Annotated in this window: 15 protein-coding genes; 2 read left to right on the forward strand and 13 right to left on the reverse strand. The window is 67.9% G+C overall.

The genetic code is table 11. The features are described from left to right. The 4 genes from rplC to ACGFRF_RS23470 form a co-directional block, all read right to left on the reverse strand. Nucleotides 1–645: a 50S ribosomal protein L3 gene (gene rplC / locus ACGFRF_RS23455; RefSeq protein WP_020135811.1), complete on the reverse strand. Its 645-nt coding sequence runs from the start codon at nt 643–645 to the stop codon at nt 1–3. A 17-nt stretch (nt 646–662) separates the two neighbouring features. Then, on the reverse strand, nt 663–971 hold the full coding sequence (gene rpsJ, locus ACGFRF_RS23460) for a 30S ribosomal protein S10 (protein WP_003948644.1): 309 nt from the start codon (nt 969–971) through the stop codon (nt 663–665). A gap of 449 nt (nt 972–1,420) precedes the next feature. After that, a complete protein-coding gene (locus ACGFRF_RS23465; RefSeq protein ID WP_393742889.1) occupies nt 1,421–1,930 on the reverse strand; it encodes a hypothetical protein in 510 nt (169 codons plus the stop codon). Beyond that, nucleotides 1,930–2,196: a hypothetical protein gene (locus ACGFRF_RS23470; RefSeq protein ID WP_393742891.1), complete on the reverse strand. Its 267-nt coding sequence runs from the start codon at nt 2,194–2,196 to the stop codon at nt 1,930–1,932. Before ACGFRF_RS23470 ends, ACGFRF_RS23465 begins: the two co-directional genes overlap by 1 nt. Nucleotides 2,197–2,565: 369 nt before the next feature. Here ACGFRF_RS23470 and ACGFRF_RS23475 point away from each other — a divergent pair, with 369 nt between their 5' ends. Continuing rightward, entirely contained in the window at nt 2,566–3,435 is an 870-nt protein-coding gene (locus ACGFRF_RS23475) for a helix-turn-helix domain-containing protein (protein WP_393742892.1), read from the forward strand. A 212-nt stretch (nt 3,436–3,647) separates the two neighbouring features. Then, nucleotides 3,648–3,809 carry a hypothetical protein gene (locus tag ACGFRF_RS23480; protein WP_393742894.1) on the forward strand — a complete coding sequence of 54 codons (162 nt, stop codon included), beginning with the start codon at nt 3,648–3,650 and terminating at the stop codon, nt 3,807–3,809. Between the two features lie 24 nt (nt 3,810–3,833). Here the strand turns inward: ACGFRF_RS23480 and ACGFRF_RS23485 are convergent, their stop codons facing one another. From ACGFRF_RS23485 to ACGFRF_RS23525, 9 genes are all read right to left on the reverse strand, one after another. Next, the gene (locus ACGFRF_RS23485) at nt 3,834–4,373 is read right to left on the reverse strand and encodes a hypothetical protein (protein WP_393742896.1); all 540 of its coding nucleotides are present in this window, start codon (nt 4,371–4,373) and stop codon (nt 3,834–3,836) included. Further along, nucleotides 4,370–6,427, reverse strand: a complete 2,058-nt coding sequence (locus ACGFRF_RS23490; RefSeq protein ID WP_393742898.1) for a hypothetical protein — start codon at nt 6,425–6,427, stop codon at nt 4,370–4,372. The genes ACGFRF_RS23485 and ACGFRF_RS23490 overlap by 4 nt, the downstream gene beginning before the upstream one ends. A gap of 16 nt (nt 6,428–6,443) precedes the next feature. After that, complete coding sequence (locus ACGFRF_RS23495; RefSeq protein ID WP_393742900.1) at nt 6,444–6,764, reverse strand: hypothetical protein; 321 nt, start codon at nt 6,762–6,764, stop codon at nt 6,444–6,446. Between the two features lie 65 nt (nt 6,765–6,829). Further along, complete coding sequence (locus tag ACGFRF_RS23500) at nt 6,830–9,847, reverse strand: glycosyl hydrolase 115 family protein (protein ID WP_393742902.1); 3,018 nt, start codon at nt 9,845–9,847, stop codon at nt 6,830–6,832. Nucleotides 9,848–10,041: 194 nt separating this feature from the next. Then, on the reverse strand, nt 10,042–11,235 hold the full coding sequence (gene tuf, locus ACGFRF_RS23505) for an elongation factor Tu (protein WP_356940766.1): 1,194 nt from the start codon (nt 11,233–11,235) through the stop codon (nt 10,042–10,044). A 156-nt stretch (nt 11,236–11,391) separates the two neighbouring features. After that, complete coding sequence (gene fusA / locus ACGFRF_RS23510; protein ID WP_393742904.1) at nt 11,392–13,518, reverse strand: elongation factor G; 2,127 nt, start codon at nt 13,516–13,518, stop codon at nt 11,392–11,394. Between the two features lie 39 nt (nt 13,519–13,557). Beyond that, nucleotides 13,558–14,028 carry a 30S ribosomal protein S7 gene (gene rpsG / locus ACGFRF_RS23515; protein WP_003998848.1) on the reverse strand — a complete coding sequence of 157 codons (471 nt, stop codon included), beginning with the start codon at nt 14,026–14,028 and terminating at the stop codon, nt 13,558–13,560. Between the two features lie 2 nt (nt 14,029–14,030). Then, complete coding sequence (gene rpsL, locus ACGFRF_RS23520; protein ID WP_003948652.1) at nt 14,031–14,402, reverse strand: 30S ribosomal protein S12; 372 nt, start codon at nt 14,400–14,402, stop codon at nt 14,031–14,033. A gap of 530 nt (nt 14,403–14,932) precedes the next feature. Continuing rightward, nucleotides 14,933–18,832 carry a DNA-directed RNA polymerase subunit beta' gene (locus ACGFRF_RS23525; protein WP_393742907.1) on the reverse strand — a complete coding sequence of 1,300 codons (3,900 nt, stop codon included), beginning with the start codon at nt 18,830–18,832 and terminating at the stop codon, nt 14,933–14,935. Between the last annotated feature and the right edge of the window lie 48 nt (nt 18,833–18,880).

Here is an 18,880-nt window from a genome sequence, read left to right on the forward strand (position 1 = left end):
TCAGGCCCCCTTGGCCGCGGTGCGGACCAGGACGAGGCCGCCGTTCGGACCGGGAACCGCGCCCTTGATGAGCAGCAGACCCTTCTCCGCGTCAACGGCGTGGACGGTCAGGTTCTGGGTGGTGACCCGCTCGTTGCCCATGCGACCCGCCATGCGGAGGCCCTTGAACACGCGGCCCGGGGTGGCGCAGCCACCGATGGAACCGGGCGAGCGGTGCTTGCGCTGGGTGCCGTGTCCGGCGCCGAGGCCCTTGAAGTTGTGACGCTTCATGACACCGGCGAAGCCCTTGCCCTTGCTCTTGCCGGTCACGTCGACCTTGATGCCGGCCTCGAACACCTCGGCGGTGATCTCCTGGCCGAGGGTGTACTCGCTGGCGTCAGCGGTACGGATCTCGACGAGGTGGCGGCGGGGAGTGACGTCGGCCTTGGCGAAGTGGCCCTTGAGGGGCTTGTTCACCTTGCGCGGGTCGATCTCGCCGAACGCGATCTGGACGGACTCGTAGCCGTCGACGTCATTCGTACGGACCTGGGTGACGACGTTGGGGCCGGCCTTGACGACGGTGACCGGAACAACACGGTTGTTCTCGTCCCACACCTGCGTCATGCCGAGCTTCTCGCCCAGGATGCCCTTGATCTGCTTAGCCATCTTTCAGATCACCGGCCTCAGAGCTTGATCTCGATGTCGACACCGGCCGGGAGGTCGAGTCGCATCAGAGAGTCAACGGTCTTGGGGGTCGGGTCGAGGATGTCGATCAGGCGCTTGTGCGTGCGCATCTCGAAGTGCTCGCGCGAGTCCTTGTACTTGTGCGGCGACTTGATGACGCAGTACACGTTCTTCTCAGTGGGCAGCGGCACCGGGCCCGCGACCGACGCACCAGTGCGGGTCACCGTCTCGACGATCTTCTTCGCCGAGGAGTCGATGACCTCGTGGTCGTAGGCCTTGAGCCGGATGCGGATCTTCTGTCCCGCCATGGCTACTCAGTAGTCCTGTCTCTCTTACGCTCCGGAACCCGGTGGTTCCGCCTTCGTTCTCCGACCCACGCGGTCGGGCGTGTCGCGCTCCCGCTGACACAGATGTCCCTTGTTCGAACATCCCTGCTGGGAATGCGCACGGCCCTTCCGGAACCGCAGACCGGGGGTCGGAAGGCCCACCGGGCGCCTGGTCGGTGCCGCGCCCACACTTCCCGGAAGATTCCCGTACGTCCGCCCCAGTGCTGCCCGAGGGCAGTTAGGACGACGAGTACTGTGGGACTCGCTTCCGGTCCTCCCGGCGGGAGGCGCGCAGCATCAACACTCGACCGAGCAACTCGGACAGTCTGCCATATGGGGCAGGGGCCTGGCCAATCGAGCCGAAGAGATTACCCCTAAGGTGACGTAGGTCAAACCGAAGGGATGCGTGCGGCGTGATCGCAGACCGGTGATCAGAGTTTGAACAGAACCCCTCGCCATACCCATCCCATACGGAGCACAGCTTCCTGCAGGGGTGTCTTCAGTTCCGCGGAGTCGAAGCGGAAGTCCTGCGTCATCCGGAGCCTGCCGTCGCTCCCCCGGTCCACCGTCCAGCGCCGCGAGACGGTCCTGACCTGCCCGCGGGACTGCTCCTTGGACAAGGCCAGCCTGGGCGTTCCGCCGACCCAGGTGACCTCCCACTCCCGGTCGAGGGCGCGGACCTCACGACGCTCCGGGACCAGACGCATCCGGATCTCAAGGGTCCGGCTCAGCTGTGTCCGGGTGAAGAAGGCGTGCCAGGCGGGATCCCGGACGCACCACTCCGCCACCAGCTCGGCGCCGTCGGCGGCGCCCTCTCGCACGGTGTACGGCACGTCCGGTCCGCCGACCGCCAGCAGCGCCGCCCGCACCTCCCCGGGCGGCCGTGCCGCGACCCCGCTGCCAGGGCGCCTGGTGCCGGTGAACAGATCGAAAAGCCCCATCAGAAGAACCGCCTGTGAATGGTCGACCACTGCTCGGTATGCGGGCGGACCGTCCGGACGAACGCCTGGAAATCCGCCAGGACGGCGTCGTGCTGTTCCGCGGTAGCGGTCAGGTACGCCCGGATCACCACCTGCTTGCGCTGATCCCTGGTGTCCAGCAGGCCCAGATACACCTGGGACTGCGTCAGATCGCGGCGCACCCCGCGCACGGGGGAGGGGGTGTCGGGGTTCTCGGAGTCGCGGATGTGGATGGTGGCCAGGAACACGCGGCCGTGACTTCCACTCGTCCTCGTAGCGGCCCTCGCCACCCGCTGGGCCGTCACCCAGGGGCGGCACCCGCGCAAGATCGTCTGGGCCGAGGTCGCTCTCACCGCACCGGAACCCGACACCCCATGCTCCGGCGCCATGGGCGGCTTTCCCCAAGGAACAACGAGGTGAAAGAACCCCGCCAAGCCCCACCCCTCCCACCCACGGCGCTGACTCACCCGCGAGGGTGAATACGTCCAACTCGGCCGGATTTCGGGCGGGTTGCCTGCCTTACGCTCGGCGCGACACGACCACACATGCGTCGGCCCTCGCCGGGACTAGCGATCCCGTGCGAGGGCCTGACCACCGAGGAAGGCTCCAACTTCCCGATGGATGTTGAAAACCCTAGCGCGCCCCCGTGCGCCTCGTCCCCTGTTACCGCCGACAACCACCCGAACCGGGCCCCTCACAGCGGCGGGCTCGTCCACGACCACACCCGCCACACCACCCGGTTCACGGTGATCGGCAACCACCTCGCCCAGCACCCGGACCTCTCGCTCCTCGCGATCGGGCTGGCCTGCCACATCCAGTCGCTGCCGCCCGGCGCCCGCGTCGACATCAAGAGCCTCGCCGCCCGCTTCCCCGAGGGCGCGACCCGTATCGCCGCCGCGCTGCGCGAGCTGGAGGCCCACGGCTACCTGCGCCGCGAACGCGCCCGCGTCCCCGGCGGCCGTATCGTCACCCGCACGGTCTCCTGCAACCAGCCGGGCCACCGGCGTGAGGCGTCCGAGGCCCCGCGAACGCGCCGGGCGGCCACCGCGGCGCAGCAGAAGCCCGCTCGCCGCGCGGCCCTCCCCGCCGTACCCAAGCCCGCGTGCCCCTCCCCCGCCCTCCTGCGGGCGGCCACCGGCGTCCTCGCGGACCTGCGTCGCACGGACCCCCGCCTGCTCCTGTCCGCCACCGAGACCGAGCACCTCGCCCCCGGTGTCGCGGCCTGGCTGGAGCGGGACCTCACCCCCACCGCCGTACGCCACGCCCTGACCACGGGCCTGCCGGAGGAACCCCTGATCCGTCCGGCCGCCCTGCTGGCCCACCGCTTGGCGGCCGGACTCCCGCCCCTTCCTCCATACCGCGCACCCGAGCCGCCCCCAGCCGTCCGGCACCCCCTCCAGACCTGCGAGAACTGCGACCGCGCCTTCCGCGCACCGGCGCCGGGCCGCTGCCGCGACTGCCGAACCGGCCTCCAGGAGTCCGCCTAGCATGAAAGCGACGATCCTTGCCCCTGGGCACAGGCGACGAGGAGCGAGCGCCATGACCATCGCACCGGGCAGCGAGCGGCAGGGCCCCTCCCGCGCCTGTCGAGCCATGCGGAACTCGTGCGAAGAGCAGCACCGGATATGAAGCCACTGGACACCGGAGATCCGATCCGCCTCGGGCTCTACCGGCTCCTCGGCGAGGGCGGCATGGGCAGGTGCTGCACCACCACCTCGCGGACGACCCCGAACTGGGCCGCGTCCCGCCCGCCTGCCAGGCCCTGATCGGCCCCTGCCTGGCCAGCCGCTCCTGGCTCACCGCCGCCAACCGCGTCTTCCTCCTGGACGGCAACGCACTCACGGCACTACCGGTGTTCTGACCCACCCCGACCGAGATACGCGGCTCACGCACACCCCATCGTCCTGAGAGTCGCAGGAAAGTAGGCCCGCATGAACGCCTCGATGTCCTTGCGATGGGACTGGTCCGTCGGCTTGATCCGGGGGAGCTGGAGAGTGAGGGTGAAGTAGTTTCCGCCCTTGGTTCTGCATCGAGTGGTCGCAATGGCTCCGTCGGTTCCCGCGATCGCCTTCATCCCGAAATCTGCCTTGCGAGGCTGATTCACCCGCGAGACGGTGCCGTTGCCTGTCGCCAGATACATGAGGTCCGTGGCAGTTTCGTCCCAGGAGAACTGAAACTCGAGTACGGGCTGACGCCCCGATAGAAGCACGCAAGGCGCCGTGATCGCCTCGTCGCGATCGACCCGGGTGAACTCATGCAGGTCCTCGAGGGAGGGTAGGAGCAAACGAGTCAGAGCAGGGTCGATGCGAGTGCCGCAGATGGCTTCAGGTACAGAGTGATCAGCGCCTCTGCTGCACGAGGTCAAGAACAGGGAGAGAAACAAGGCCACCAACCCGAGCGCGCTAACACGGCAGAGCTTGTTCACGCGGGTCGTTCCCCTGACATCCCAGCCGCGTGAGCGACTCCGTCGCGGGCGGACCTATTGATCTCCTCTTTTGGATGGAAATACGAACGCTCATCCACCTTGTGCGTCTTCATCCATTCTTGGGCGAGTGCCATCAACTGGCCGTTCCTCTTGGAGTAGGCCCGAACATTGTCATCAGCCTGTTTGTCATCCAGCCTCTTCTGCTCATCCGCAAGCCACTGATCCGTCACATAGTCGAACCCAGCCTGTACATCACCGCTCGCGACCGGGAGGTAACCGATCGCCGTGTCGAAGATCGGCTTCGCTTCGAACTCCGCGGTCTTGGGCTCCCCCTCCGCCTGGATGCGGGCCTCTTCCAGGAAGCCCACCGTGCGGCCGGCTCGGGTCAGGGATTCCGCGGAGTGGGAGTGGTCGCCATGCATGTGCGAGACCATCGCCTGGTTCAGCCCCCCGTTCAGCGTGCCGTAGGCCTCCTTGTCCTTGGAGATCTGCTTCGCCACCTCGAAGAGCTGGTCCTGCTTCAGCGGGGAGTGGGCGATGTCGATCTCGCTCATGGAGGCGTGGACGGCGGCACCGTGGTTGACCAGGACGTTGGCCATGGGGCGTCGCAGGGACGGCGGAAAGTCGTCGCCCCGGTCCGCCAGACAGCCCAGCGCCGAACGGAGAACCGCCTCGTTCTGCTTGCTGTGGGCGACGTAGTGCGCGTTCCTGTCCGCCGGGTCCATCCCCGTCGCCGCCGCCTGCAGCGCCGCCCCGAAGCCGGTGCGATCGTCTGTGTCCGTGCCCGGCGCGTAGGTGCTGTCCTTCGGCCCCTCGTGCTCGTGAAGGACGACGTTCCAGTCGCGTTCCTTCATCAGGTACGTCATGCGGGCCTCGGAACTCAGGTAGTCCGCAGCCGTGTGGGGGTCCCGGCTCATGATGGCCAGCGCGCCGTCCACCGGGTCGTTGGCGAACCAGCCGTCGTCCTTGCCGCTGTAGTCGCCCTTCGACCGCCAGATGCCCGGATGGCTCTTCTCTGCCGCGATCATGTCGTCCGTGAGGTCCTCGAGCATCCGCGGCGCGTATCCGTGCCCCTGGCTCATCAGGGTGACGAGCGACTGGTAGCCCACCGCCTTGTCAAGCCGCGCACCCTGCGCGTCCGTGGCGTAGTGCTCGAGGCCGGCCTGCCGCATGTCTGCGCGCCACCGCTTGTACCAGGGCGAGTCCGTGTCCCTCGTGGCCGTCGCCAGGGTGTGCGCCAGGCCCTTCTCAAGGGTCGAGTAGTCGCCGGTTCGGTCGCCGCCCCGCACATGGATCAGGTCGCTCAGCTCGTTCGTCAGCCGGAGCGTGCCCTTCGGCCCCAAGTCGTCCAGCAGCGTCCGCGAGAACCCCTCGTCGTCGGCGTTGTCGCGGAACGCCCGCTCCAGTTCGGCCAGTTCACGCCGTGACAGGTGCCCGCCCTGGCTCAGTTCCTCCAGCGCCCGTTCCGCCGCCCGCGCCTCGTACTTCTCGACGTCCCCCATGGCCCTGCCGTTGAAGCCCCGGCCCCCGGCCGGCAGGTCGGGGTCGACGACCGCCGCCGCCAGCGCGAGCTGGACTCCCGTGTCCGCGTCCGTGACGTCCCGTACCGCCTTGTCGATGCGGTCCTGCCAGGCACGTACGGCCGTTTCGGGGTGGGTCCCGGAGCCGTGCTCGCCGTCCTTCACCCGTTCGGGATCCGCACTGACCAGGCCGCCGTCCGAGACGCGCATCCCGGCCGCCACCGCCTCCCGCCGCGCGGCCGTCAGCCGGCCCTTCAGCTCCACGAACTGGGCGTGTGCGTCCCGCAGCAGGGAGGCGATCGCCTTCGCCTCCGTCTGCGCGTACTGGAACTCCTTGAGCGTGACGGCGAAGCGCCCGTGCGCCGCCTCCGCGCTCATGCCCACCCAGTGCGCGCCCCCCGCCGACACGCCGTACACATCCCGCCGGTAGGCCTGCTCCTGCTTGGCGAACTGTCCCGCCATGCCCTCCCAGCGCTCGGCCGCGGTGGTCAGCGTGCCGAGGTCGGCGGTCATGATCTCGTGGTACGTCGGCATCCGCGGCCGCCCCCCGTCAGTACCGATCCAGCGCGGACAACTGCCGGGCCCGCGCTCCGACGGCCAGGTCCGCGCTGGTCAGCACCGTGTTCGCGGCGCGCAGCGCGTCCTTGTCCGCCCCCAGCCGGTCCATCAGGTTCTTCACCTGCCCGGTCCAGGTCCGGTGGGCCGCGCGCAGCGCGCCCGAGGTCAGCCAGCCGTCCCCGTCCCGCGCGCCGAAGGCCTTCACCGCCGCCCCGGTCTCGTCGTCCGCCCAGGCTCCCGCCCTGCGGGTGTCCTTCTCGATGCGGTCCTCGACGGCCTTCGCCGCCGCCCGCTTCTCCGCGGGTGAGGACACCAAGCCCTTCGGCCCGTGGCCACCGCTCAGACCGCCCACCGTCCACCCCTCGCCGTATCGCCGTACTACAGCCGCCGACTCTCCAGCGGACCCAGGTACAGCGCCGGCAGCCCTCCCGTGTCGATCAGGAGCCGCTGCAGCACCACCGTCGGATCCACCATCCAGAACTTCAACCGTTGGACGCCGATCTTCGTCACGGTGTGTCGCGTGACCGTCGCGTTGACGTTGTCCGAGGTGTTCCTCGCCCAGATCGCGTTGAGGAGCCCGTCGTCGGCGCCCGCCGTGATGTCCACCGACTGGGGGTCGGCGTCGTCGAAGGACACCGCGTAGCGCAGGCCGGCGGTGGGCAGGGCCGGGTTGCGGGGGGACAGGTACGCCCAGACCGTCACCTCGCCCGGCCCCGTCAGCAGGCTCACCTCGTACTCCAGCCGAGGGGACGACGGCCCGCCGGGCGTTTGGCGTGGTGACGTGACCGGCCACGGGGTCATCCCCGCGCCCGTGCGGCCGATGCCGTCCAGTCGCCGCCACTCCCCCACCGCGCGGTCGTAGTGCTCCGCGTCGATCGCCAGGTACCCGCCGGCCTCGACGAACCCGTGCAGGCCCCTGGGTGACGGCTGCTGCGCCACGCACCCGACCGTCACCGACGTGCCCGCGCCGCTGACCGTCAGCGACCCCTCCGAGCGGCCCGCCGGTGCCCGGGACCAGTCCACCCTGATCTCCACCCGGACCTGTTGCTCCACCCGCCCCCGCGGCCGGTCCACCACGAGCCACGGCGCCGAGGTCTCCACCTCGTAGTCGAAGGGGGTCCGGCCCCGGTTGAAGAGCTCCACGTACTGCTGGGGGCGGGTCTGGTACGGGCTGAAGGGCGGCAGGGACGCCTCGTCCGTCGCGCCTCCGGGCCACCACGTGCCCGCGTCCTCCGTGCCGTCGACCGACACCCCCAGCTCCGCGGCCACCGGCGGGTCGATCCGGCGCACCGCCGGGAAGAGCACGTCGGGCAGGGCCACGTTGTCCTTCTCGGGCTGCTGCCAGCCCGCGTCGGGGCCGTACCGGTCGGCGTCCCCGTAGTCGATGTGCGGCTGGGTCTGGAAGCCCCGCCATTTGCCGCCCGCCACCGAGTCGAAACGGTCCGCGAGGGCGAGGTCCCGGGCCAGAGCGGCCTCCGCGGCGGCCGCGCGGTCGTTCGTCGCCGCACGGCCCTGGCGGGCGTAGAGGAGGTTGGTGAACTCGGCCTCGCGCAGGGCGTAGAGGTTCGCGGTCGCCGTCACCTCGTAGCCGACCAGCTCGAACCAGGCGTCCTGCCGTTCGGCGGGCAGCCGCCGGGCGATCCGTTCCGCCCGCCTGCCCAGCCGCCGCCACTCCCACGTGACCCGCTCCAGTTCGCGGTGTGCGAAGTAGTAGGGGGTCTGCTGGTCGTCGAGGACCACCTGGTCACCGGTACGTGTGATCCGGCGGTTCAGCAACTCGGGTTTGCGGCGTGCCTGGAGGCGGCCGTATGCCGACAGCACCGAGGCGATCTCCTTCGCCGGAGCCTCGCCGAAGTTCTGCCGGGCGTAGCGCTCCTCCCACTCGCCGAGTCGTTCGAGCGGCCAACCAGAGGGGTTCCAGGCGTAGCCGAGGAAGAACTCCGTGGGCAGTTCGTTGCCCTTCAGGTCACCCACGTTCGCCACCCACAGGCCGTGGTTGCCGTACGCGTGCGCCTGGTGGAGCTGGTCCCAGACGTTGCGCAGGTTGGCCGTGTCGACCCACTTGTAGTTGCGGCCGGCTCCGACGTAGTCGAAGTGGTAGTAGAGGCCGTAGCCGCCGGGGCGGGGGCCGTCCGGGTGTTTGCGGATGTTGCCCCAGTTGTCGTCCGTGAGGACCACGGTGACGTCGTCCGGTGCGCGCAGGCCTCGGTCCCAGTACCGCTGCACCTCCTTGTACAGCGTCCACGCCTGCGGTGTCTGCGCCGCCGGCCGTCCCGTCACCTCCTCGATGATCCGGCGCTGTTCCGCGATGATCTCCTGCATCAGCTCGATGCCGTCGCCGTCGGGGAGGCTGGTGTCGCCGTTGCCGCGCATGCCGAGCGTCACGACGCCCTCGAAGCCCTGGTCCACCATGCGCTGGATGCCCGCCCGCCAGTACTTCTTGATCGACTCCGCGTTGCGGCGGTACGACCACTCGCCCGTGCCCCCGTAGGGGTCGTGGCCGGAGCCCGCGTGCCGGTTCCACTCCTCGATGCCCCGCATCATCGGCGCCTCGTGAGACGTGCCCATGACAACTCCGTACTCCGCGGCCCGCCGGTGGTTGTCCGGGTCGTCCTCAGCGAAGGCCCGACCCCAGACCGCCGGCCACAGGTAGTTCCCCTTCAGCCGCAGCAGGACCTCGAAGACCTTCGCGTAGAAGTCGGCGGTGAAGCCACCGGGGTGGCCGGGGGCCTTCCCCGGGCCGAAGTACGCCGGTGCCCAGGTGCCGAGGGCCGGGTTCTCGTCGTTGATGAAGATGCCCCGGTACCTCACCGCCGGCGTGCCCTGGCTGAACCGGCCCGGCCGGACCCACACCGCGTCGCGCCGCACCGGCGGCACGTCGTCCCACCAGTGCCAGGGTGAGACGCCGATGCCGTACGAGACGTCGTACGCCCCGAAGATCGTGCCCCGCGGATCGCTGCCCGCGATGACGAACGCCCGCTCCACGCCCGGCATCGGGTGCTCCACGACCGTCTGCAGCGAGGTCTCCCACCGCCCGCGCACGCCCGTCACATCGAGCTTCCCGGAGCGCACCAGGCCGTCGATCAGCGGACTGCGGCCGATCGTGCCGAGCAGCACCGGCAGACGGGTGAGGGTGGCGCCCGGGCGGACGCCGGTGACGCGTTCGAGGTCGTCCCGCAGGTCGCCCGCGACCCGTACGACTCCGGGATGATCCTGGGGACTGACCACCACCGGCGCCCCGACCAGGGAGAACGCCCCTCCCGTGAAGGAGATGTACGCCCCCGGGTCCGTCACCCGCGGCCCTCCCCCGGCGGCGAGTGCGGTTCCGGAGGCCAGCACCGGCACCGCGGCCATACCGGCGCCCAACACGGTCCTGCGGCTGACGTGTGCGGACATGCGTCTCCCCTCCACCCGAACCCTGATTTGCTCAGCGGCATGACAAATAGTGGAGGGCGGGGAACGCGGTGCGGAACGGGTCGTGCGCGACGAATACTTTCGGAGCGACCCGGCAAAAAGCAGAGGAGGCCCGTACGACCGGAGTCGTACGGGCCTCCCCTCAGATCAGCTGGTGATCCTCAAGCAAGCGGAACTTACTTGACGATCTTGGTGACCTGGCCGGCGCCCACGGTGCGGCCACCCTCACGGATGGCGAACTTCAGGCCCTCCTCCATGGCGACGGGCTGGATGAGCGCCACCGTCATCTCGGTGTTGTCACCCGGCATGACCATCTCGGTGCCCTCGGGGAGGGTCACCACGCCGGTCACGTCCGTCGTACGGAAGTAGAACTGCGGGCGGTAGTTGTTGAAGAACGGCGTGTGGCGGCCACCCTCGTCCTTGGACAGGATGTAGGCCTGAGCCTCGAAGTCGGTGTGCGGGGTCACCGTGTTCGGCTTGATGATGACCTGGCCGCGCTCGACGTCCTCGCGCTTGATACCGCGGAGCAGCAGACCGACGTTCTCACCGGCCTGACCCTCGTCCAGCAGCTTACGGAACATCTCGATGCCCGTAACCGTGGTCTTGGTCTTCTCTTCCTTGATGCCGATGATCTCGACTTCCTCGTTCACCTTGAGGACACCGCGCTCGATACGGCCGGTGACGACCGTACCGCGACCGGTGATGGTGAAGACGTCCTCGATCGGCATGAGGAACGGCTTGTCGACGTCGCGCTCCGGCTGCGGGATCGACTCGTCGACGGCCTTCATCAGGTTGAGGACGGAGTCCACCCACTCCTGCTCGCCCTCGAGGGCCTTGAGCGCGGAGACCTTGACGACCGGAACGTCGTCGCCGGGGAACTCGTACTCGGTGAGGAGCTCACGGACCTCGAGCTCGACGAGCTCCAGGATCTCCTCGTCGTCCACCATGTCGGCCTTGTTCAGGGCGACGACGATGTACGGAACGCCGACCTGGCGGGCCAGGAGCACGTGCTCCTTGGTCTGCGGCATCGGGCCGTCGGTGGCGGCGACCACCAGGATCGCGCCGTCCATCTGCGCGGCACCGGTGATCATGTTCTTGATGTAGTCCGCGTGACCCGGGCAGTCGACGTGGGCGTAGTGACGCGCCTCGGTCTGGTACTCGACGTGCGCGATGGAGATGGTGATACCGCGCTGGCGCTCCTCGGGCGCCTTGTCGATGTTGTCGAACGGGGTGGCCTCGTTCAGGTCCGGGTACGCGTCGTGCAGCACCTTGGTAATGGCGGCCGTGAGGGTCGTCTTACCGTGGTCGATGTGACCGATGGTGCCGATGTTGACGTGCGGCTTAGTCCGCTCGAACTTCGCCTTCGCCACTGGGGTCCTCCTGTGGAGTGGTTCTGTACGCCTTACTTCATCGGCGCCAGGTGATCTTTGCTGTAAAGGCCCGGAACCCGGGGCAAACGCTCACGATTGCGGACGTTTGCCCCTGGAGGCTCCGGAGTCAAGCCTACGGCGTGTGAACGCGGTGCGTTACTCGCCCTTGGCCTTCGCGATGATCTCCTCGGCGACGTTCCGCGGAACCTCGGCGTAGGAGTCGAACTGCATCGAGTAGCTTGCGCGACCCGACGTCTTGCTGCGGAGGTCGCCGACGTAGCCGAACATCTCCGACAGGGGCACGAGGCCCTTCACGACGCGGGCACCAGCCCGCTCCTCCATGGCCTGGATCTGGCCACGGCGGGAGTTGATGTCGCCGATGACCTCACCCATGTAGTCCTCGGGCGTGGTGACCTCGACGGCCATCATCGGCTCAAGGAGCACAGGGCTGGCCTTGCGCGCGGCCTCCTTGAAGGCCTGCGAACCGGCGATCTTGAAGGCCAGCTCGGAGGAGTCGACCTCGTGGTAGGCACCGTCGTGCAGGATCACGCGGACACCGGTCATCTCGTAACCGGCGAGGATGCCGAACTGCATGGCCTCCTGCGCACCGGCGTCGACCGAAGGGATGTACTCCTTCGGGATACGACCACCGGTCACCTTGTTCACGAACTCGTACGAGGTGTCGCCACCCTCGAGCGGCTCGATGCCGATCTGCACCTTCGCGAACTGACCGGTACCACCGGTCTGCTTCTTGTGGGTGTAGTCGACGCGCTCGACGGCCTTGCGGATCGTCTCGCGGTACGCCACCTGCGGCTTGCCGACGTTGGCCTCGACCTTGAACTCACGGCGCATACGGTCGACCAGCACCTCGAGGTGCAGCTCGCCCATACCACCGATGATGGTCTGGCCGGTCTCCTCGTCCGAGTGGACCTGGAAGGACGGGTCCTCCTCGGCCAGGCGCTGGATCGCGACGCCCAGCTTCTCCTGGTCACCCTTCGACTTGGGCTCGATGGCGACCTGGATGACCGGCGCCGGGAAGTCCATGGACTCCAGGATCACCGGCTGCTTGTCGTCGGACAGCGTCTCACCGGTGGTGGTCTGCTTCAGGCCCATGACGGCGACGATGTCGCCGGCGCCCACCGACTCGATCTCCTCACGCTTGTTGGCGTGCATGCGGTAGATCTTGCCGATGCGCTCCTTCTTGCCCTTGACGGAGTTCAGCACCTGCGTGCCGGACTCCAGGCGGCCCGAGTAGACCCGGACGAAGGTGAGCTTGCCGAGGTGCGGGTCGCTCATGATCTTGAACGCCAGCGCCGACAGCGGCTCGTCGTCGGACGGCTTGCGGCGGACGACCTCCTCCGGGTCGTTGACCGCGTGGCCCTCGATGGCCTCGATGTCAACGGGGGAGGGCAGGTAGCGCACGACCGCGTCGAGCAGGGGCTGGACGCCCTTGTTCTTGAACGCGGTACCGCAGAACACCGGGGTCACGGTGGTGCCGGTGCCCTTGCCGGACGCGATGGTGATACGACGGATCGCGGCGTACAGCTGCTCCTCGGAAGGCTCCTCGCCCTCCAGGTACAGCTCCATGATCTCTTCGTCGTTCTCCGCGACGGCCTCGAGCAGCTTGCCGCGCCACTCCTCGGCGGCCTCGGTGTGCGTGGCCGGGATGTCGACGACGTCGTACATCTCGCCCTTGGTGGCCTCGGCGGACCACACGAGCGCCTTCATGCGGACCAGGTCCACGACGCCCTTGAAGTCGGCCTCGGCACCGATCGGGAGCTGCATGACGATCGGCTGCGCGCCCAGGCGGTCGCTGATCATGTCGACGCAGCGGTGGAACTCGGCACCGGTCCGGTCGAGCTTGTTGACGAAGCAGATGCGCGGGACGCCGTAGCGGTCCGCCTGACGCCACACCGTCTCGGACTGGGGCTCCACGCCGGCGACGCCGTCGAACACCGTCACGGCACCGTCGAGCACGCGCAGGGAGCGCTCCACCTCGACGGTGAAGTCGACGTGGCCCGGGGTGTCGATGATGTTGATGGTGTGGTCGACGTTCTCCAGCGGCCAGTGACAGGTGGTGGCAGCAGAGGTGATCGTGATGCCACGCTCCTGCTCCTGCTCCATCCAGTCCATGGTGGCAGCGCCGTCGTGGACCTCACCGATCTTGTAAGACACACCGGTGTAGAACAGGATCCGCTCGGTGGTGGTCGTCTTGCCCGCGTCGATGTGGGCCATGATGCCGATGTTGCGCACCTTGGCCAGGTCAAGTGAAGTGGTAGCCATAAGGCTTCAGTCTTCTCTCGGTCTCGATGTGGGTAGCGACTACCAGCGGTAGTGCGCGAAGGCCTTGTTGGACTCGGCCATCTTGTGGGTGTCCTCGCGCTTCTTCACGGCCGCACCGAGGCCGTTGGAGGCGTCGAGAAGCTCGTTGAGGAGACGCTCGGTCATGGTCTTCTCGCGACGGGCGCGGGAGTAACCGACCAGCCAGCGCAGCGCCAGGGTGTTGGCGCGGCCGGGCTTGACCTCGACCGGGACCTGGTAGGTGGCGCCACCGACACGGCGGGACTTGACCTCGAGGGTCGGCTTGATGTTCTCGAGAGCGCGCTTCAGCGTGATGACCGGGTCGTTGCCGGTCTTCTCGCGCAGGCCCTCCATGGCGCCGTAGACGATGCGCTCGGCGGTGGAGCGCTTGCCGTTCAGCAGCACCTTGTTGATCAGGGAGGTCACCAGAGGAGAACCGTAGACCGGGTCGATGATGACCGGGCGCTTCGGGGCGGGGCCCTTACGAGGCATTCTTACTTCTCCTTCTTGGCGCCGTAACGGCTGCGAGCCTGCTTGCGGTTCTTGACACCCTGGGTGTCGAGCGAGCCACGGATGATCTTGTAGCGAACACCCGGCAGGTCCTTCACACGGCCGCCGCGCACGAGCACGATGGAGTGCTCCTGCAGGTTGTGTCCCTCACCCGGAATGTAAGCAGTGACCTCGATGCCGCTGGTCAGACGCACACGCGCGACCTTACGCAGGGCCGAGTTCGGCTTCTTCGGGGTGGTCGTGAACACACGCGTGCAGACGCCGCGACGCTGAGGGGAACCCTCGAGTGCGGGCGTCTTGTTCTTCTCGACCTTGTCCTGCCGGCCCTTGCGGACCAGCTGCTGGATCGTAGGCACTACTTCTCCGGTTTCTGTGTGCCGATAGGTAAAGCTAACCTGGAACTTCGCCGACCCACGCGGTCGGGTGTGTCGAATCCCGCAGACTTCCGCCGCAAGGCGAAAAGGGCGCAGATTACGGTGGCCGGTGACGGCTCGCTATGCGGTTGAAGGCACGCACGAGAGCCAGGGCACACCCCAGGCACAAGGTATGAGCGTACCTACCTCATTCGCTGTGGTCAAAACAAATGCGACCCACCCGCCTCGCCCTGCGGGGCATGTCAAGCCCCTGTACGCTACGTGATCTTCGAATCGACGGTTGTCGATCTTCGAGCACGCCGTTCGGGACGACCCCGCCTCCCCGCTCTCGTGCGAGCCGCTCCCGCACCCACCGGCGCCCGCAGGACGCCCCAGCGGCCGGCGCACCCCTGGGCCCCGGCCGCGGACGCCCTCCGAGGCCCTCTGACGGCTCTCCGCGTCGCCGGCCACCGCACAACGCCGAAGGGCGGCCACCCCAGTGGAGTGGTCGCCCTTCGGTTCATGCTGCTCGCTTACTGGTTGTACGGACCGTAGTCGTAGTCCTCCAGCGGAACGGCCTGACCGGAGCCGGTGCCGAACGGCGAGTAGTCGATGTCGTCGTAGCCGACGGCCGAGTACATCGCGGCCTTGGCCTCCTCGGTCGGCTCGACCCGGATGTTGCGGTAGCGGGACAGACCCGTACCGGCCGGGATGAGCTTACCGATGATGACGTTCTCCTTGAGGCCGATGAGGCTGTCGGACTTGGCGTTGATCGCCGCGTCCGTCAGGACTCGGGTCGTCTCCTGGAAGGAGGCGGCCGACAGCCAGGACTCCGTCGCCAGCGAGGCCTTGGTGATACCCATCAGCTGCGGACGACCGGAGGCCGGGTGACCGCCCTCCTGGACCACACGACGGTTCTCGGTCTCGAACTTCGAGCGCTCGACCAGCTCACCGGGCAGCAGCTCGGCGTCGCCGGACTCGATGATCGTCACGCGGCGGAGCATCTGCCGGATGATGATCTCGATGTGCTTGTCGTGGATCGACACACCCTGCGAGTTGTACACCTTCTGGACCTCGCCGACCAGGTGGACCTGGACGGCACGCTGACCCAGGATGCGCAGCACGTCGTGCGGGTTGGTGGCACCCACGGTGAGCTGCTGGCCCACCTCGACGTGGTCGCCCTCGCGGACCAGGACCTTGGCACGCTTCGAGATCGGGTACGCCGTCTCGTCGCTGCCGTCGTCCGGGGTGACGACGATCTTCTTGGTCTTCTCGGTCTCCTCGATCCGCACGCGGCCGGAGGCCTCGGAGATCGGGGCGACACCCTTCGGGGTGCGGGCCTCGAAGAGCTCGACGACACGGGGCAGACCCTGGGTGATGTCGTCACCGGCCACACCACCGGTGTGGAAGGTACGCATCGTCAGCTGGGTACCGGGCTCACCGATGGACTGGGCGGCGATGATGCCGACCGCCTCACCGATGTCGACCAGCTTGCCGGTGGCGAGCGAACGGCCGTAGCACATCGCGCAGGTACCGACGGCGGACTCGCAGGTCAGGACCGAGCGGGTCTTGACCTCCTCGACGCCACGGCCGACCAGCTCCTCGATGAGGACGTCGCCCAGGTCGGTGCCGGCCGGGGCCAGCACCTGGCCGTCGACCACGATGTCCTCGGCGAGGCAGCGCGCGTACACGGACGTCTCGACGTCGTCCGCCTTGCGCAGCACGCCGTCCGCGCCCCGCTCCGCGATCTTGAGCTTGAGGCCGCGGTCGGTGCCGCAGTCCTCCTCGCGGATGATGACGTCCTGGGAGACGTCGACCAGACGACGGGTGAGGTAACCCGAGTCGGCGGTACGCAGAGCGGTGTCCGCCAGACCCTTACGGGCACCGTGCGTGGAGATGAAGTACTCCAGCACGGACAGACCCTCACGGAAGGACGCCTTGATCGGACGCGGGATGGTCTCGTTCTTCGCGTTCGACACCAGACCACGCATACCGGCAATCTGACGCATCTGCATCATGTTGCCTCGTGCACCCGAGTTCACCATCATGAAGATCGGGTTGGTCTTCGGGAAGTTCTCGTTCATCGCCTCGGCGACCTCGTTGGTCGCCTTGGTCCAGATCGCGATGAGTTCCTGCGTGCGCTCGTCCTTGGTGATCAGACCGCGCTCGTACTGCTTCTGGACCTTCTCGTCCTGCGCCTCGTAGCCGCGGACGATCTCCTTCTTCGCCTCGGGAACGACGACGTCGGAGATGGCGACGGTGACACCGGAACGGGTGGCCCAGTAGAAGCCGGACGCCTTCAGGTTGTCGAGCGTCGCCGCCACGATGACCTTCGGGTACCGCTCGGCGAGGTCGTTGACGATCTCGGAGAGCTGCTTCTTGCCGACCTCGTAGTCGACGAACGGGTAGTCCTCGGGCAGCAGCTCGTTGAAGAGCGCGCGGCCCAGGGTGGTGTTCAGCCGGAAGCTGTCACCCTGCTGCCACTCCGGCTCGCCCTCCTCGCGGGCCGGCGGGGTCCAGCCGCGCGGCGGGATGGTGCCCACCGGGAAGCGGATGTCCACGCGCGACTGCAGCGACAGCTCGCCGGCGTCGAACGCCATGATCGCCTCGGCCACGGACGCGAACGAACGGCCCTCGCCCTTGACGTCACGCATCTCGCCGTCGGTGGTGAGGAAGAACAGACCGAGGACCATGTCCTGGGTCGGCATCGTCACCGGACGGCCGTCGGCCGGCTTGAGGATGTTGTTCGAGGACAGCATCAGGATGCGGGCCTCGGCCTGCGCCTCCGCGGACAGCGGCAGGTGCACGGCCATCTGGTCACCGTCGAAGTCCGCGTTGAACGCGGTGCAGACGAGCGGGTGGATCTGGATGGCCTTGCCCTCGACCAGCTGCGGCTCGAAGGCCTGGATGCCGAGGCGGTGCAGGGTGGGAGCACGGTTCAGCAGAACCGGGTGCTCGGCGATGACCTCTTCGAGGACGTCGTACACGACCGTGCGGCCGCGCTCCACCATGCGCTTGGCGCTCTTGATGTTCTGCGCGTGGTTCAGGTCGACCAGGCGCTTCATCACGAACGGCTTGAACAGCTCCAGCGCCATGGCCTTGGGCAGACCGCACTGGTGCAGCTTCAGCTGCGGGCCGACGACGATGACGGAACGCGCCGAGTAGTCGACTCGCTTACCGAGCAGGTTCTGACGGAAACGGCCCTGCTTGCCCTTCAGCATGTCGCTGAGGGACTTCAGCGGGCGGTTGCCCGGACCGGTGACCGGACGGCCGCGACGACCGTTGTCGAAGAGGGCGTCAACAGCCTCCTGAAGCATGCGCTTCTCGTTGTTGACGATGATCTCCGGGGCACCGAGGTCCAGGAGCCTCTTCAGACGGTTGTTGCGGTTGATCACACGGCGGTACAGGTCGTTCAGGTCGGAGGTCGCGAAGCGGCCACCGTCCAGCTGCACCATCGGACGCAGGTCCGGCGGGATGACCGGCACGCAGTCCAGCACCATGCCCTTGGGGCTGTTGCTGGTCTGCAGGAACGCGGAGACGACCTTCAGGCGCTTGAGCGCACGGGTCTTCTTCTGGCCCTTGCCGGTACGGATGATCTCGCGGAGGCGCTCGGCCTCCTCCTCCAGGTCGAAGGACTCCAGGCGCTTCTGCAGCGCCGCGGCACCCATCGAACCGTCGAAGTACGTGCCGAAGCGGTCACGCAGCTCGCGGTAGAGCAGCTCGTCGCCCTCGAGGTCCTGGACCTTGAGGTTCTTGAACCGGGTCCACACCTCGTCGAGGCGGTCGATCTCGCGCTGCGCACGGTCACGCAGCTGCTTCATCTCGCGCTCGGCACCCTCGCGCACCTTGCGGCGCACGTCGGCCTTGGCGCCCTCGGCCTCCAGCTCGGCCAGGTCGGACTCGAGCTTCTTGGCGCGGGCCTCCAGGTCGGCGTCGCGGCGGTTCTCGATCTGCTGGCGCTCGACCGAGACGTGCGCCTCCAGGGAGGGCAGGTCGCGGGTACGGCGCTCCTCGTCGACGTACGTGATCATGTACGCCGCGAAGTAAATGACCTTCTCGAGGTCCTTCGGCGCCAGGTCCAGCAGGTAGCCGAGGCGCGAGGGGACACCCTTGAAGTACCAGATGTGGGTGACGGGCGCGGCCAGCTCGATGTGGCCCATCCGCTCACGGCGCACCTTGGCGCGCGTGACCTCGACGCCACAGCGCTCGCAGATGATGCCCTTGAAGCGGACGCGCTTGTACTTGCCGCAGTAGCACTCCCAGTCCCGGGTCGGACCGAAGATCTTCTCGCAGAAGAGTCCGTCCTTTTCGGGCTTCAGGGTGCGGTAGTTGATGGTCTCGGGCTTCTTGACCTCGCCGTGGCTCCACTGACGGATGTCGTCAGCGGTGGCCAGGCCGATCCGGAGCTCGTCGAAGAAGTTGACGTCGAGCACTATGCGTCAATCCCTCTCAGGGTCGAAAGTCTGTGGTCTGAAACGGGG

It is taken from the genome of Streptomyces sp. NPDC048521, assembly GCF_043199855.1.
Taxonomy (GTDB): domain Bacteria; phylum Actinomycetota; class Actinomycetes; order Streptomycetales; family Streptomycetaceae; genus Streptomyces.

Bases quoted from the DNA above. Each gene is read 5' to 3' on its own strand.
- rplC (WP_020135811.1), bottom strand. From the start codon at position 645: ATGGCTAAGCAGATCAAGGGCATCCTGGGCGAGAAGCTCGGCATGACG.
- rpsJ (WP_003948644.1), bottom strand. From the start codon at position 971: ATGGCGGGACAGAAGATCCGCATCCGGCTCAAGGCCTACGACCACGAG.
- ACGFRF_RS23465 (WP_393742889.1), bottom strand. From the start codon at position 1,930: ATGGGGCTTTTCGATCTGTTCACCGGCACCAGGCGCCCTGGCAGCGGG.
- ACGFRF_RS23475 (WP_393742892.1), top strand. From the start codon at position 2,566: ATGGATGTTGAAAACCCTAGCGCGCCCCCGTGCGCCTCGTCCCCTGTT.
- ACGFRF_RS23490 (WP_393742898.1), bottom strand. From the start codon at position 6,427: ATGCCGACGTACCACGAGATCATGACCGCCGACCTCGGCACGCTGACC.
- ACGFRF_RS23500 (WP_393742902.1), bottom strand. From the start codon at position 9,847: ATGTCCGCACACGTCAGCCGCAGGACCGTGTTGGGCGCCGGTATGGCC.
- fusA (WP_393742904.1), bottom strand. From the start codon at position 13,518: ATGGCTACCACTTCACTTGACCTGGCCAAGGTGCGCAACATCGGCATC.
- rpsG (WP_003998848.1), bottom strand. From the start codon at position 14,028: ATGCCTCGTAAGGGCCCCGCCCCGAAGCGCCCGGTCATCATCGACCCG.